Here is a 15,256-nt window from a genome sequence, read left to right on the forward strand (position 1 = left end):
GATGATTAGCATTCAAGGTAAAAGATCTAGCGTTGCAGGCTGAGAAATATAATTAAGTAGATCCAGAGAACGTCCACAAAGTGCCAGTAGGTGATCGTCAATTCCAGGCGCAGCTGCCGGGCGGGTGTCTTCCTTAGTCTGATTGCGTAGGCAAAAACCAGGGCGACGGCCAGGGCGGCAATGCCCCCGACTACGTGGAGCGCGTGAAGCCAGCTGATCGCGTAGACGAAATCACCGGCCGGATTAATTTTCAAAGGCACTCCCTGGGCGGCAAGTTCTTCCCAGCCCAGGTATTGCATAACCAGGAAGGCGATTCCCAGGACGAAACTAACCGTAAGCAGGCTCTTGTACGCTACTGCGGCCTCCCGTTTGAAGGCTCGGTAAGCGAAGTGCAAAGTTATACTACTGGCGATGATGACCAAAGTGTTGACATAGAAAATGCCGGGAATCGAAAACTCCAACCAGTTGCCCGCGGCCCGACGCACAATATAGGCGCTCGTGAGGGCAATGAACATCATGACCAGGCTCGCCAAACCGATGTAAAGGACCATCTTCAGGGGGTGGACCTTATTGCGGCGAGTGGCCGCTTCCATTCGTTTATTGATCGTTGTATTTACCGCACTCATCACATCAGCATTTTACCCGCCCAGTAGATCGTGAAGACAAGGGGAAGGTAGGCGAAGGAAAAAAACATCATCCGCAACGCGGTAGACCGTTCCGGTTGCCGTAGGAAGCGCAGCGCGAAACGAAAGAAAAGAAGTCCGAGCGCACTGACCACCAGTGCGGCCCCCAGTGAAGTAGCACCCAGGTAGTAGGGCAGTATGCCCAGGGGAATCAGGATCAGGGAAGCCACGATAGCGTCCCGACCGAGTTGCCGCGCATCTACCCCACCGTCTATTTCCGGTACCAAACGGAACCCGGCCTTGCGGTAATCCGCAAAACCCAGAAAACCGATGGCGTAAAAATGGGGCAGTTGCCAAAAGAACTGTATGGTGAACAGGGTTATACCCAGGGCCGTGATCGAACCCTCGGCGGCAGCGCAACCAATTAGCGCAGGTAGTGCACCCGGGATTGCCCCAACGAGGACGGCTACCGGTCCTACCCGCTTCAACGGAGTATACACGAAGGCGTAACTGATCAGGGACACCATTCCGAGGAAGGCAGTCCAGGGGTTAAACAGGGCGAGGAGCGAAATACCGCCGATACTGGAGAATCCCGCCATCAACAGGGCATCGCTGGTCGTCATTCGCCCTTCGGCAAGTGGCCGCCGGCGGGTCCGTTCCATCTGACTGTCGTAGTCCTTTTCCAGAACTTCGTTTAAGATGTTGGCGGCGGCAGTGGTCAAAAATCCGCCGGACGTAAGCACCGCAATCGCCCACCAGCTTACTCCGCCGGCACCTAGTGCAACGAGGTAAGTCAGCACGGAAGAAAGAACAACCGTAGCGGACAGGCGAAACTTGACGAGGGCCGCCAGGTCACCGATTTTACGGCTTAGTTCCGAGGTATAAACGCTGGTGCTGCTGCTAGCTTTCATGGGGAGGTTAAAAGACAACCCGTAGTCCAAGGCGGCTGGCCTACGAACTACGGGTCGCCAAACGGTACGGTAAGTGCGTACCCAATATGGAGATTAGTGTTCGACGCTTTCCCCTTCCATGGTCGGTTGGACCTGGGAGATAAAGTCGATACCATCTTTGCTGTAGTCGTACGCCCAGCGCTGGACTGTGGGCAGTTTACCGGGCCAGTTGCCGTGGGTGGCTTCGATCGGTGTAGTCCATTCGAGGGTGTTCGCCTGGTACGGGTTCTTCACCATCTGCTTGCGTCCACGCCAGATGCTCCAGAAATAATTGATCACGAAGAGCAGTTGGAAACCGAAGGTGATCAGGGCCGCGATGGTGATGAATTTATTCATCCCGTCGAAGTGTCCGAACGTCTGGAAGCTATCGAAGCTGTAGTAACGTCGGGGGACACCCGCCATACCGAGGTAGTGCATCGGCCAGAACACACAGTACGCACCGATCATCGTACCCCAGAAGTGCAGCTTACCCAGGGTCTCATTCATAAATCTCCCGTAAAGCTTCGGGAACCAATGATAGACTCCGGAATACATGCCGAAGAAGGCAGCAACACCCATTACGATGTGGAAGTGAGCGACTACGAAGTAGGTATCGTGAAGTTGGATGTCCAGCGCGGAGTTACCCAACCAGATTCCCGTCAGACCACCCGAGATGAACATCGACACGAACCCGATGGCAAACAGGCTGGCCGGATTGAACCGAATGTTGCCGCCGTAAAGGGTAGCGATCCAGTTGAACACCTTAACCGCGGAGGGAACCGCAATGATTAGCGTAAAGATCACGAAGAAGTTAGCAATGAAGGGGTTGATGCCCGACATGAACATGTGGTGGGCCCAGACGATGAACGCCAGAAAAGCGATGGCCAGGATCGAAAACACCATCGCTTGGTATCCGAAGATCGGCTTACGGCTGTTGACGGAAAGGACTTCCGACACAATACCGAAGGCCGGTAAAATAATGATGTATACCTCGGGGTGGCCTAGGAACCAGAACAAGTGCTGGTAGAGGATGGGGCTACCCCCAACGTGGTCGAGCGCCGCACCACCGATGTAAATATCACTCAGGTAGAAACTCGTACCGATACCGCGATCAAGCATCATCAGGAAGAAGGCCGAAGTAAGTACCGGGAAGGAAAGCAAACCGAGAATAGCCGTCACGAAGAAGGCCCAGATGGGAAGCGGCAGACGCCACATGCTCATTCCCTTGGTGCGAAGGTTGAGTACCGTGGTGATGTAATTAATGCCGCCGAGGAGAACGGAAACAACGAAGAGCACCAGCGAAATGGTCCACAGCGTCATACCTGCGCCCGATCCGTCCATCGCCTGTGGGAGGGCCGAAAGGGGCGGATAGGCCACCCAGCCTCCCGCAAAAGGACCGGTGCTGAGGAAAAGGGAGGCGAACATGATGGTACCGGAGATAAAGAAAAACCAGTAGCTGAGCATGTTCAACAGCGGAGAGGCCATGTCCCTTGCGCCGATCATCAAGGGGATCAACAGGTTTGAGAAGGTTCCGGAGAGTCCGGCCGTCAGTACGAAGAAGACCAGAATGGTACCGTGCATGGTAACCAGTGCGTAGTAGAAATCTTGTACCAGGACGCCAACGCCGTCGGGACCAATGGAGATCCACTTACCCAGTACGGGCTGCAACCAAGCTAAGCTCTCTTCGGGAAAGCCCAGTTGCATCCGGAATACCAACGACATGGCGCCGCCAATGATGGCCCAAATCATTCCCGTAATCAGGAACTGCTTGGAGATCATTTTGTGATCCTGGCTAAATATATAGTGGGAGACAAAGTTCGACTGGTATTTGTCGCCGTGGTGATGCTCGTGAAAGTGGTCGTCGTACCCAAATTCCTCAATCAGTGCTTCGTCGCTCTGTAACGGGGCCGTCGTCAATACTGCTGTAGCCATGGAGTCTAGATTGTAAAAGGTTATTTGGATAGCTTACTTAGAGGAGTTGTCCGCAAACTGTGGCTCGGACGGATTACCCTTAGTAATATAAAATTCGGTGCGACGGTTGCGTTGACGCCCCTCTTCCGTATCGTTGGTCGTGAGGGGACGATCGGCACCGTAGCCACGGCTGTCGAGACGGCTGTTATCGATACCGGCAGCCGATAAATAATCCCGCACGGCGCGAGCACGAGACTCGCTTAAGGATTGATTGCTGTCCGCCTCACCGGAGTTATCGGTGTGTCCAAGCAGCATCGCGCTCACCTCCTCATTTCCTTCCAGAAACTTGACGGCATCGTCGAGTTGGTACTTGCTTTCTGCGGTCAGGGTTGCTGATCCGGTCTCGAAGGTGACGTAGTCTAGCGTAATGATGTTGTCGTCGTCGCTTTCCGTGGCAAGTGCCCCGTTGATCTGTTGGTTGAACTGATTGCGGCGCTCCTTCACTTCAGCCATAAAGAGGGGATCGTCATCGGTACCCTTGATATTGGCTTCGTAGAAAGACTCCTGCTGACCGTACCACATGTCGAAGTCTTCTTGCTCGAGGATTTCAACCTTGCGGGCCATTGACCAGTGACCGATGCCACACAGCTCGGCACAGGCCAGTTCATAGTTGCGGGTTTCCCAAAGTTGCTGCCCGCCGTCGCTTTCGGGATCGGGAATCTGGTATTCAGGATACTCGGAGAGCTGCTTACGCCACTCCTTGGTGGTTTTGGTAGGCGTGAATACGAAGTAGGTCGGCAGACCGGGGACCGCATCCATTTTGACCCGGAACTGGGGCAGATAAAAGTCATGCAGTACGTCACGAGCGGTAATCCGTACCCGAACTTTTTGGTCGACCGGAAGGGTGACATCGTTCACGAGAATGTCGTCGTGGGTTTTCGGGTCCGTCCAGTCAAGACCCAGTAGGTTGGCACCCGTAATAAGGCGGAAATCCTTGCGACCCAGGAGGCCGTCGGGGCCGGGGTAACGCATCTGCCAGGCAAACTGATAGCCGGTGGCTTCGATTTCCATGTACTGCTCATCGTCCCCAACGTCGGCCATGATCGTATTCCAGGCATCCAGACCTCCGACTACGAGGAAGGTCATGACAATCGCGGGAATTCCGGTCCAGATAAGTTCCACCGTATTGTTGTGGCTGAGGTAGAGAGCCTTGTGTCCTTTGCGGGTACGAAACTTATATGCGTAGTAGAACAGGGCAAAGTTGGTTAGCAGAAAAGCGATGTAGGTTATAGCCAGCGTCCACTTCATCATGGAGTCAATCGCCGAACCGTGCTCCGATGCGGATTCCTGAGGACCAAACCCGAGAATGTAGTTCTTATAGTAATAGGCTGATGCCGTGGTGATCACCAAAAAAAGCACCATAAAGACCAGCAGGCCCTTGCCGGTCGAAGCAACCGAAGTAGCCTCAACTTCTTCGCTACCCCGCAACTGCTTGGCCAGATCACGTACCCGTGCAATCTGCACGATGATCAGCAGAAGTAAGGCGATGCAGAAAAATACAATTAAGGTTGTCATTCCTGTAAATTAGGTTGATAACTCCTACAAACCCAACGGTTTGTTTTGGTTACAAATTTAACGACTACTGCCCGATATGGTTACTAAAGAGCATCTTGTTTAGACTAAGTCCAGATAGCAACTACCCTAGGTGTGGTGGTGGATGCTTTCTTCCAGGTAAGGATCGTGTTTTGGCTCGAGGCGGGCCTTGGTGAGGCTGCTCATGACGAAGTACAAAAAGCCACCTAGGAAGCCCAGAAACGTACCGATTTCCAGCAGTCCGGGAAGGGTATAACCCGACTTGAAGGCCAGAGTATGTCCTTCCTCCAGGTGGCTACCTGCTTCCTCAAGATGACCGATCATTTCCGTGTCTTCCACATACTCTTCCTGAATGAAGTGATTGGGTTCAAACACGTCGACCTCATTGCGGTCCATTATGGCCTCGAATTCCCGGGGGCCTTCCGTACCGTCGCCCGTGGGTGGGCCGCCACGGAAATCGGTAGCAACGGGTACTCCGGCTTCGGGTTGTGCGGCGGTAATTCTCCGACCGGGAGATTCAATTGCGGAACCGGTGGTCGCGTCGGCCGGCTGTAGGTTGGTTCCTTGTTCGAGCTGGGTTGCGTCGGCGTATTTTTCCTCAGGATCAGCTTCCTCATGAATGGCAGCCGCTTCGCCGGCGTGGGTGTCCGTTTCCCCACCGTGATCCATAGTAGCGTGGTCCTCTTCCCCGTGCCCACCTTCGTGGGCGGCCATTTCGACAAGGGTCAGTCGTGCCCCCGGCTTGATCATATTGAAGTAGTCCAGCCAGTGTCCGAAGAAGACGAAGGCGGAAGCGAAAAACAGGGTACCCATCTTGCGCTTTGTATCGTTGCGCATTAGGATGAAGAAGGGCAGAGCGAAGTTGATGCCCAGATTGAGCCAGAACAACACCGGATAATTATCCAATCGCTCCCGGAAATAGATGGTTTCCTCCCCGATGTTGGCGTACCAGATAAGCATATACTGGCTAAACCACAGGTAGGTCCAGAAAATCGAGATGGCGAACAGGTACTTGCCGAGGTCGTGGAAGTGCTCCTCATTGACTCCGAGGTAATAGCCGCGGCTCTTGAGGTAAATGAGCAGCATGATCGTCAGGGCGGTCATGGCAACGAACAGCGAAGCGGTTGCGTACCACGCGAACATCGTAGAGTACCAGTGACTGTCGATGGACATGATCCACTGCCAGATCATAGCGGCGCTGGTAAAGCCGAAGATGGGCAAGAAAATAGCCGCGTACTTTTTGTACCGACGGTAGTAGCTAAAGTCCTTATCTCCCGTATCGTTGTCCTCCGCAATGCTGATGTTGCGCATCTTTCCGAGCAGGAAGTACCACAATCCGACAAACCCGATGGTACCGAAGGTGAACCACCACTTGTTCAGGAAGGACGACTTATGGGTCAGAATAGCATCGCCCAATACGGCGGCCTCGTCGTTCCAGTGGTAAAGGTGAGTGGTATGTGTCCAGATGCCCACGATGATAACTCCCATCAGGAACAAACCGGGGAGCAGGAAGGCGGCAAAGCTTTCCCACACCCGCTTGAACTGGACAAACCAGCCCGCGTAGGCGGTGGTGAAGGCAGCCAGGGCGAATCCAGCCAGGGCGGCAATCCCGAGGAAGAAAACGGAGTTGTGGAGGAAATTGGTCCAGAAACGCATGTGGTGGCCTTCTCCACCATCGGCGAAGTAGCTGAGCACGAGGCAGACCAGACCGACGCCCATCAGTACTAGGTTGGTCGTCTTTGCGCGGGAAGAGAATACAAAGTTCTCCATGAAAGTATTCGATTTTGGGGCGGCAGTGTCGCTCCCCTGGTGTGCGTTGCGGGTGCTTATTTCTTGCGGAGGGTAGACTGAGTGCTGCCGCCCGTAGGGGCTGCGTCACTTATGATCGGACTACCGGGCTCGGTTTCGTCGTCGCTGACCTGGCGGGCCATCGGATCGAAGTCGATCATCGGGGTAGCCACTGCCGGGTCAAAGGTGTTTACCTGCTCGTTGTATTCGGTACCGGTTTCCTTGGCCTGCAGGCTACGGATGTAGTGGATCACCTGCCAGCGCTCCTCGTAGTTCATTTTGTCGGCGTAAGCACCCATGACGTTATATCCGTACATGATTGCGTGGTAGTACCGCTGGTTCGAGGCTTCCAGAAACTCGGGGCGCAGAAAACTCGCCGGAGCGGCCGGATACTTTGCCTGGGGGTTCTGGTCGGTGTCGTAGATGTAGCCTAAGCCGTTACCGGCCTCACCGTGGCAGATCGCGCAGAAGATGTTGTAGAGGTTGGCTCCGCGAACCATGCCCGCATCGGTGATGGGAAAGGGATTAGCGAGATTGTCAGCAATTGCCGCTTCCCGACCTTCCGGCGTGTCTTCGTAGTAATACGGTACGTGGCCGTTGGTAGGAATTGACATCGCGTTCATGTGGTCTCCGTCAACAATGGAGCCACGCATGCTTTCCGCATCGTCAAGATTGGTGGGGGCAAGCATACCGGGAGTGTATGATCCGGCGTACCCACGGGGCACCGTGCCCGCGACGGTATACTTAGGATAGACGAGTTCGCCCAGGGGGATGGTCGAGCGGTCGTTCCAGGTATTGTAGTAGTAATAGTTATACGTATTGGCTTCCACGGCGACCGAGTGTGCCATATCTGGCATATACTCGCTACCGGGGAAATTCTCTTCCGCATCGCTGCAGGCCGTGACGATCACGGCAAAGGCGAGGGAGATGGCCAGGATTCGCAGATTGATCATGCTCATTGTAGTTGTAGGGCGAATTACGCCGGAACCATTTTACGGTGAACGGTTTCGACACCGGTGCGATCGAAGTAGTCGCGAAGTTGATCGACGTCTCCACTGCTCAGATCGGTTACGTCAAAAGCAATGCAGAACTTGTCGTCCGTGATCCGGTCGTGCAGGCGCCGGGGCTCCGCTCCGGGTCCCAGTCCGTTGATAATATAGAAAACGGTTACCATTCCGACGGCAGCAAAGAGTACCGTCAACTCGAACGTGATGGGAATGAAGGCCGGCACGGACCAGTACGGCTTACCCCCGAAGATGATCGGCCAGTCGCGGGTGAACACCCACGTCATAAAGCCAAACCCGAAGAGGCAGCCAATGGTACCGAAAATAAATCCGGCCACGTGGAGGCGGCTTTCCTCCAGTCCGAGCAGTGGATCCAGACCGTGCACCGGGAAGGGGGTATATACGTCATCGATGTCGAGGTGGTCGGCGTTAGCCGCCTTCACCGCGTCGAGGAGCTTCACCTCGTCGTCGTACAAACCGAAGAGGATGTCACGCCCTCCCACGATCGCCTTGCTCTTGTTGTGGGTCACTGCACCCGCGGCCCCGTCCTGTTCAATTCTTATTGTAGCCATAATATTGGTCGCGTTGTGGGTTCTAGTCTAGGGGTTTGTCCTTCTCGCCGTCGATGTCGACGGTACCGCCGGCCTGCAGATCGTTCACTTCCGGAGCAACGGTCTTGCCCTGGTGAACCACCTTGGTGGTATGACCGTGGGCGTGGGCCACTGCATTGGGGCCAATGTACTGGTCACCGGCCGTCTTGAGAATACTCTTGATCTCGGCGATCGCGACGACGGGAGCGACGCGGGTAAAGATCAGGAAGAGGGTAAAGAACAGTCCGAGCGTACCGATGAAGATGCAGATCTCCACCCAGGTCGGGACGTAGTAGCTCCAGCTCGAGGGCAGGTAATCCCGCGCCAGGGTGGTGGCAATAATTACGAAGCGCTCGAACCACATGCCAATGTTTATGAAGATCGACATGAAGAAGGTCCAGAACAGGCTGGTCCGCAGCTTCTTGCTCCAGAAGATCTGGGGCGAAATCACGTTACACAGCATCATTCCGATGTAGCTCCAGTAGTAAGGTCCGAGTACGCGGTTCAGGAAGGCAAATTGCTCGTAAATGTAACCGGAGTACCAGGCGATAAAGAGTTCGGTGAGGTAAGCTACCCCTACAATGGATCCGGTGAGCAGAATGACCTTGTTCATCGACTCGATGTGCTCGATGGTGATGTAGTCTTCCAGGTGCAGCACCTTCCTCGCAATCAGCATAAGGGTAAGCACCATCGCGAAGCCGGAGAAGATGGCCCCCGCAACGAAGTACGGAGGGAAAATCGTGGTGTGCCAGCCCGGAATGACGGAAGTGGCGAAGTCAAAGGATACGATGGTGTGGACCGAGAGTACGAGCGGCGTAGCCAGTCCGGCCAGGATGAGCGAAAGGCTCTCCCACCGCTGCCAGTGCTTGGCCGATCCGTTCCAGCCGAAACTGAAGATGCTGTAGATCTTCTTCCGCAGACCAACCGCCCGGTCACGAACGGTCGCAAGGTCGGGAACCAGACCGGCGTACCAGAACAGTAGGGATACCGTGAAGTAAGTGGAGATGGCAAACACGTCCCACAGCAGGGGGCTGTTGAAGTTTACCCACAGCGGGCCCCGGGTATTGGGGTAAGGGAAGATGAAGATGGCCAACCACAGGCGCCCCATGTGGATGAGTGGAAACTGGCCCGCGCACATTACCGCGAAGATCGTCATGGCTTCCGCCGCCCGGTTAACGCCCGTCCGCCACTTCTGACGGAACAGCAGCAAAATGGCCGAAATCAGCGTACCCGCGTGGCCGATACCGACCCACCACACGAAGTTGGTGATGTCCCAACCCCAGTTGACGGTGCGGTTCAGGTTCCAGGATCCGATACCCACCCAGATCGTCCAGGCAACGCTGAAGGCAAAGAGGCCCAGGCAGATCACGGAGATGATAAAGGTAATCACCCACGAGAGGGAGGGTGCCGTCTCCGTCGGACGACAAATGTCCTCGGTGATCTGGTGGTAGGTCTTATGCCCCGTGATCAGCGGTTGGCGTACCGGTGCTATATGTCCACTCATGAAGTACGTTTTAGGATTTACGCGGTGCGGCGTGGGGCGCTGATTGCTTGACCGGTCGCAGGGTGTAAATCAAATTGCTTTTTGCTGTGGCTTGTTTTATAATTCGTTCGCTTACGCATCCAGTGCTTCAACGGGGTTGTGGACCCGGGCGGCATAGAAAACGGAAGATTGGGTGTTCACCTCCTCGAGCACGAGGTAGTTGAGGGGGTTGTCGAGCTTGCGGCTCACGTCGCCCTGCTGGTGATTGCGGTCACCGAAGGTGATCGCGCCGGTAGGACAGGCGGTCTGGCAGGCGGTCCGCACGTCCGAATCACGCAGCGCGCGCTTTTCGATCTTGGCGGTAAGCTTGCCGGACTGCAGGCGCTGGGCGCAGAAGCTACACTTCTCGATCACGCCACGGCTGCGTACGGTCACGTCGGGGTTCAGCACCATCCGGGTGAGGTTGTCGGCACCGAAGGGCAGTTCCTCTTCGTTAATTTCGGGTTCGTTGCTGCTGAACAGGTCGGCGGTGGTGTAGTCCAGCCAGTTGAACCGGCGCACCTTGTAGGGGCAGTTGTTGGCGCAGTAACGGGTACCGATACAACGGTTGTAGATCATCTGGTTGGCGCCCTCGTCGCTGTGCTGCGATGCGTTTACGGGACAGACGTTCTCGCAGGGTGCGTTGTCGCAGTGCTGGCACATCATTGGCTGATAGACGGCGCGGGGGTTCTCGATGTCACCGTAGAAGTAGCGATCGATACGCAGCCACTTCATTTCGTGGTGACGCCATACCTCGTACTTGCCGACGATGGGGACGTTGTTTTCCGCGACACAGGCTACCTCACAGGCGGCACAGCCGATACAGGCCGTCAGGTCCACGTGCATGGCCCACCAATGCCCCTGGCTGTAGATGTCCTTCGCGTACTCCTCGTAGGGATACAGCGTCTGGTCGTTGAGGTGCTGGGCCTCCGTACGGCGCTCGGCGATTTCTTCCCGCAGGTGGGGCAGTTCGTCAAAGGTGCCCTGGAAAATGATTGACCGCTTGGTCAGGCCTCCCTGCATTCCCTCGCCCAGCTCCATGACGGTAGCCTCGTCGACGTGGAAGGGGTCGAGGTATTCGAGTTGCTCGCCGGTCAGCTCGCCGGCGATCACTTCACGCTCGCCGGTGCGCTTATTGTAGTAGGTTTTTCCCTCCTCGTTCTGGGTGGTCAGCCCCATCGTGTGGTGGTACTGGACGCTGGCGAATTCCTCTTCGGTATCCACTTTACCGGTTACGGCGGCATCGGTGGTGTAGTACTGAACGTATCCGTCCTCATCGACACTCAGCCAGGGATAGACGTTCACGCCTACTCCGTTTCCGAGGCCACTGCCGACGGTTCCGGTAACCGTTCTGCCGAAGCCGATGGCCAAACCGAAGGTACCCGGTTGCTGGCCGAACTGACGTACGACCGTGATCTTCTTCGCCGTGGCGTCGTTACCGGCTACGGTTACGGTCACCTGGTCGGCCTTGCCCTTGTACTCTTCGGGGTTGAGGTCCTTGTAGGAGGTGTAGGAGTTCCCCCCTTCCCAGGATACGGGAATGGTGAGGTAGTTGCCCCATACGGTGCGGGTCACGGGATCGGGGACTTCCAGTAGCCACGGGTTATTGCCGTAGACCCCGTTGCCCATATTGACCGTCTCGAAGAAGGCGATCTCGTTTTCCGTCTCGGCACCCGCGGGTATGCGGCGGCTGGCACCACTTGCATCGAAGCGAACCGGGACGTCGGCGGGAGGCGCGGTCTCGTCGGGCGGGGTCGCAGGTGCAGTGGAAGTTGGCGTACCCCGGTAGGATAAGCCGAAGTCGTTGAGGTATCCGGTAGCGTCGTTGTTGAACACACCGTCGTGGAGGGCGCTGTCCCAGAAGGACCGGAAGGTAGCGAAGCGGGACTGGCTGCCGAAGGCGCCTTCTTCCCAGTTGCGCTTTATGTATTCCATGTAGGGCTGCTCGGCCGTGGCGTCGTAGCGCTCGGTTTCACCGGACCAGATCAACAGACTCTCTCCCTCCTGCCGTGTTCCGTAGCGGTTAACGCTGGCGAAGATGGGAACGATGGAAGGCTGAATCAGGGAGTATACGCCCTGAACGGCTTCGGCATCTCCCCAGCTTTCGAGGTAGTGGTGGGTGGGTGTAACGTACTCACAGAGCTGCGTGGTCTCAGTAGGAACGGTGCTCGTGCTGATGGTCAGCATCCGTCGGAAGCCGGCGGCAATCGGATCTCCTCCGCGGAGGGCCTCATCGGCACGGCCGTCGTTTTCGTCCTTGGCATCGGCCTGTTCGCTCTTGTCGTTGATCTCATCGGCGTCAACTACACCCATTTTGCCGAAATCGGGATCGTTCTTACGCAGGGCGGCGGAGATTTGTCCGGCCCAGGCGTTGTCGAAAGCGGGATTGGCGCCGTCGAGGACGATCAGCGCGTCGACGCTGCCGTTCTCCAGCTCGCCAGCGAGGCGGGCCATGTCCTGGTCGCTACCCTGCCGCTGGAGACTCCAGCGATTGGTCTCGATCGTGCTGCCGTAGCTGCCCAGTGCCTGGTTGATCGCAACGACGAGTTGCTGCTCGTACAAGTTGTTGTTGCCGCTGACGACCAGCGCGGCACCGTTGGCGGCGCGAAGTTCGCGGGCAAGGACATCTATTTTGGCCGAAGCGGCGGCATCCAGACCGGCGGCGGGGCCGCCGCCAACGATGGCGTTGTAGAGTGCCAGTACGGCCTGCGCCTGCTGACTGGGCTTCACCATGATGCGGTTGTCGGCATTCGAGCCCGTAAGGCTCATGTGGCTTTCGATTTGCACGTGGCGCGACATCCGCCTGCCGTCCGTACGGCGGCCGGTAGCGTACTGCCGGGCGTACTCTACGGGGGAAATCCAGGTGCCGAGGAAGTCGGCATTGATTCCGACGATCACATTGGCGTTGTCGAAGCGATAGTGGGGTACCGCGCGGACGCCGAAGGCAGCGTCGTGCGCATCCAGCAGGGCCGAGGATGAAATGGGGTCGTACTGTACGAGTACGGTGTTGCCGGGCATGCGATTTTTGAAATCGCGGATGGCGGTCTTAAGCGATGGGCTGAGGATGGTGTGGGAGAGGATGCGGATCTCACGGCAGTCGGCCAGGCGATCGCTGATTTCTCCGTCAACGATTTCCCAACTGGGATTGTCTGCGTAGCGGCGCGCGCGCTGCACCTTCCCTCCCCTAACGCGGGCGGGTCCGTCGAAGCGACTGGTGTCGTACATCGTCAGCACGCTGGCCTGGGCGCGGGCGCTGGTGCCGCCCTCCGTGATGGGGCTCATGCTGTTGCCCTCAATCTTGATGGGACGTCCTTCCCGGGTTTTTACCAGCACGGGCACGTAGTCTCCACCCTGCACGAAGGTCGAAGCGAAGTAGGTGGCTACGCCCGGCACAATGGTATCCGGCTTGGAAACGTAAGGAATGGCCTTACGTACGGGGATATCACAGGATGCGATGGTGGCGGCGGTCATACCGAAGCCGAGGTACTTCAGGAAGTCCCGACGGGAAGCTTCCAGTTTAGGGTTTTCGATGTGGTCCTGGGCAACCTCGCCGTCGGTGGCCGTCCGGTATTCGGGCGTGCCTTCGAGCTGATCGGTTCCTATCCAGACGTTGTTGACTTGCTTCTTCATTCAACTTTACTTTGGGTTCGGGGAGTACCCGTTCCCGGAGATCCGCCAGGGCGGTAAATTTTAAAATATAAGACCTCTAGTAGTGACAGCGTTGGCAGTTGAGGCCGCCGACGTCCTCAACGGTTACACCGTCGCGAACACCTTCCTTGATTTCCTCGTGGTAGCGTTCATAAGACTTATAGTAGTCGTTGTCCTCAAACTGTACTTCGGTCTCCCGGTGGCAGTTGATACACCATCCCATGCTGAGGGGGCTGTACTGGTACACCACTTCCATTTCCTCCACGGGTCCGTGGCAGTTTTGGCACTTCAGCTTACCGACGGTTACGTGCTGGGCGTGGTTGAAGTAGGCGTGATCGGGGAGGTTGTGGATGCGTGTCCATTCGATGGGACCCGCGATCCGCTCGTCGCCGGTGTATTCGTTGGTGAGGGCGGCGTAGATGCCGTCCCACTGTTCTTCTACTACCTCGTCCACGTCATCGGGGTCACCGCCTTCGCTGATGAAGGTGTTGGCGATCCACTTTTGGTAGATGTCCCGGGCCTGATCATTGGTCATCTGATCGTAGTTCTGAATGTAGGCACCCTCGGAAGGATCCCAGCCGATGGAGGCGAAGATCTTGGTCAGTTCGGCGGTTCCGTACTGGCTACCGACCTGAATGGCGCGGTGGCAGTTCATACAGGTATTGACGGCGGGAATGACGGAATGCTTCGAGCGACGGGCACCGTCGTGACAGTACTGGCACTCGATCTTGTGGATGCCGGCGTGTACCTCGTGGCTAAACTTGATCGGTTGATCGGGCTGGTAGTCCTGCTGGCGGCCGAGGTCGATGGCGTGATTTACGGTAGTGTAACCACCCAGCACGACAAGCACGAAGATGACGAACGCGATCATGCCGCGGCTCGTAAGTACCTGTACCAGTGTCCGGCGGGCGGGAGTGGCGCCCTCCGTCGCGGAGACCATGTACTGTAGGTTGCTCGTGATACGGGCCAGGATCAGTGAGAGCAGAAGCAGTGATACACCCAGGATGATGAACAGCCAGGTGTTGTCGGTTTCTACCTCGGCGGCTACCGCCGGTCCGTTGAGGGTAGAGCCGGGCTTGGCGTAAGTACCGCGGTACATTCCGTCAATGTAGGCCAGCAGGTGCTCGACGTCCGAATTGCTCAAATTCGTAAAGTTGGACATCACCGTGGGCTTCCATGCATTCCAAACGGCGAGGGCCTGAGCACTTTTTCCGGAGCCGATCAGCTTCTGGGACTGTTGTACCCACTCGTAGAGGTGTTCCCGGGGCTCTCCGGCCCAGCGCTCCTCCACCCCACCGAGTGCGGGACCGGTAAGGTTGGCCTTCATGTCTCCGGCGTGGCAGGAGCCACAGACGTTCTCTTTCCAGAGTGCGGCACCAAGGGCGGGATCACCCTCCCCCGCTCCGACGGTGGTAGTGGGCACTTCCGCGGCTGGCTCGGCTACCGCGGCGGCGATAGAGTCGGCCGTAACGTCTTGGGCAAAAGCGCCCCCACTGGACAGGAACAGGGCCAGGATCAGCGGCAGGCACCGATAGGTTTTAGTAAGGTATGTCATTATAATGTTGACATTTAAGGAATTGCGACGTATGCGGGAGAATGCCTCGCTTGTCGGTCGCGCAAAGATACTTTCATGACATTTCTTTAACAA

10 protein-coding genes are annotated in these 15,256 nt (G+C 56.7%); all 10 read right to left on the reverse strand.

The annotated features are described in order from the left end of the window. Nucleotides 1-26: 26 nt before the first annotated feature. The 10 genes from GGR28_RS04250 to GGR28_RS04295 all read right to left on the reverse strand — a co-directional run bounded on the left by GGR28_RS04250 (nucleotide 27) and on the right by GGR28_RS04295 (nucleotide 15,163). Nucleotides 27-626: a cytochrome c oxidase subunit 3 gene (locus tag GGR28_RS04250; protein ID WP_183494457.1), complete on the reverse strand. Its 600-nt coding sequence runs from the start codon at nucleotides 624-626 to the stop codon at nucleotides 27-29. After that, nucleotides 626-1,534, reverse strand: coding sequence for a heme o synthase (gene cyoE, locus GGR28_RS04255; RefSeq protein ID WP_183494458.1), 909 nt, complete (start codon nucleotides 1,532-1,534; stop codon nucleotides 626-628). Before cyoE ends, GGR28_RS04250 begins: the two co-directional genes overlap by 1 nt. 93 nt (nucleotides 1,535-1,627) lie before the next feature. Continuing rightward, a complete protein-coding gene (locus GGR28_RS04260) occupies nucleotides 1,628-3,484 on the reverse strand; it encodes a cytochrome c oxidase subunit I (protein WP_183494459.1) in 1,857 nt (618 codons plus the stop codon). A gap of 33 nt (nucleotides 3,485-3,517) precedes the next feature. Further along, entirely contained in the window at nucleotides 3,518-5,038 is a 1,521-nt protein-coding gene (locus tag GGR28_RS04265) for an OmpA family protein (RefSeq protein ID WP_183494460.1), read from the reverse strand. A 126-nt stretch (nucleotides 5,039-5,164) separates the two neighbouring features. Further along, the gene (locus tag GGR28_RS04270; RefSeq protein WP_183494461.1) at nucleotides 5,165-6,826 is read right to left on the reverse strand and encodes a hypothetical protein; all 1,662 of its coding nucleotides are present in this window, start codon (nucleotides 6,824-6,826) and stop codon (nucleotides 5,165-5,167) included. Between the two features lie 56 nt (nucleotides 6,827-6,882). After that, on the reverse strand, nucleotides 6,883-7,797 hold the full coding sequence (locus tag GGR28_RS04275; protein ID WP_183494462.1) for a c-type cytochrome: 915 nt from the start codon (nucleotides 7,795-7,797) through the stop codon (nucleotides 6,883-6,885). 23 nt (nucleotides 7,798-7,820) lie between these two features. Beyond that, on the reverse strand, nucleotides 7,821-8,420 hold the full coding sequence (locus GGR28_RS04280; RefSeq protein ID WP_183494463.1) for a DUF3341 domain-containing protein: 600 nt from the start codon (nucleotides 8,418-8,420) through the stop codon (nucleotides 7,821-7,823). A 22-nt stretch (nucleotides 8,421-8,442) separates the two neighbouring features. Then, the gene (gene nrfD, locus GGR28_RS04285; RefSeq protein WP_183494464.1) at nucleotides 8,443-9,942 is read right to left on the reverse strand and encodes an NrfD/PsrC family molybdoenzyme membrane anchor subunit; all 1,500 of its coding nucleotides are present in this window, start codon (nucleotides 9,940-9,942) and stop codon (nucleotides 8,443-8,445) included. A 111-nt stretch (nucleotides 9,943-10,053) separates the two neighbouring features. Further along, entirely contained in the window at nucleotides 10,054-13,590 is a 3,537-nt protein-coding gene (locus GGR28_RS04290; RefSeq protein ID WP_183494465.1) for a TAT-variant-translocated molybdopterin oxidoreductase, read from the reverse strand. Between the two features lie 76 nt (nucleotides 13,591-13,666). Then, nucleotides 13,667-15,163 carry a c-type cytochrome gene (locus GGR28_RS04295; RefSeq protein ID WP_183494466.1) on the reverse strand — a complete coding sequence of 499 codons (1,497 nt, stop codon included), beginning with the start codon at nucleotides 15,161-15,163 and terminating at the stop codon, nucleotides 13,667-13,669. Nucleotides 15,164-15,256 lie beyond the last annotated feature (93 nt).

It is taken from the genome of Neolewinella aquimaris, assembly GCF_014197245.1.
GTDB lineage: Bacteria > Bacteroidota > Bacteroidia > Chitinophagales > Saprospiraceae > Neolewinella > Neolewinella aquimaris.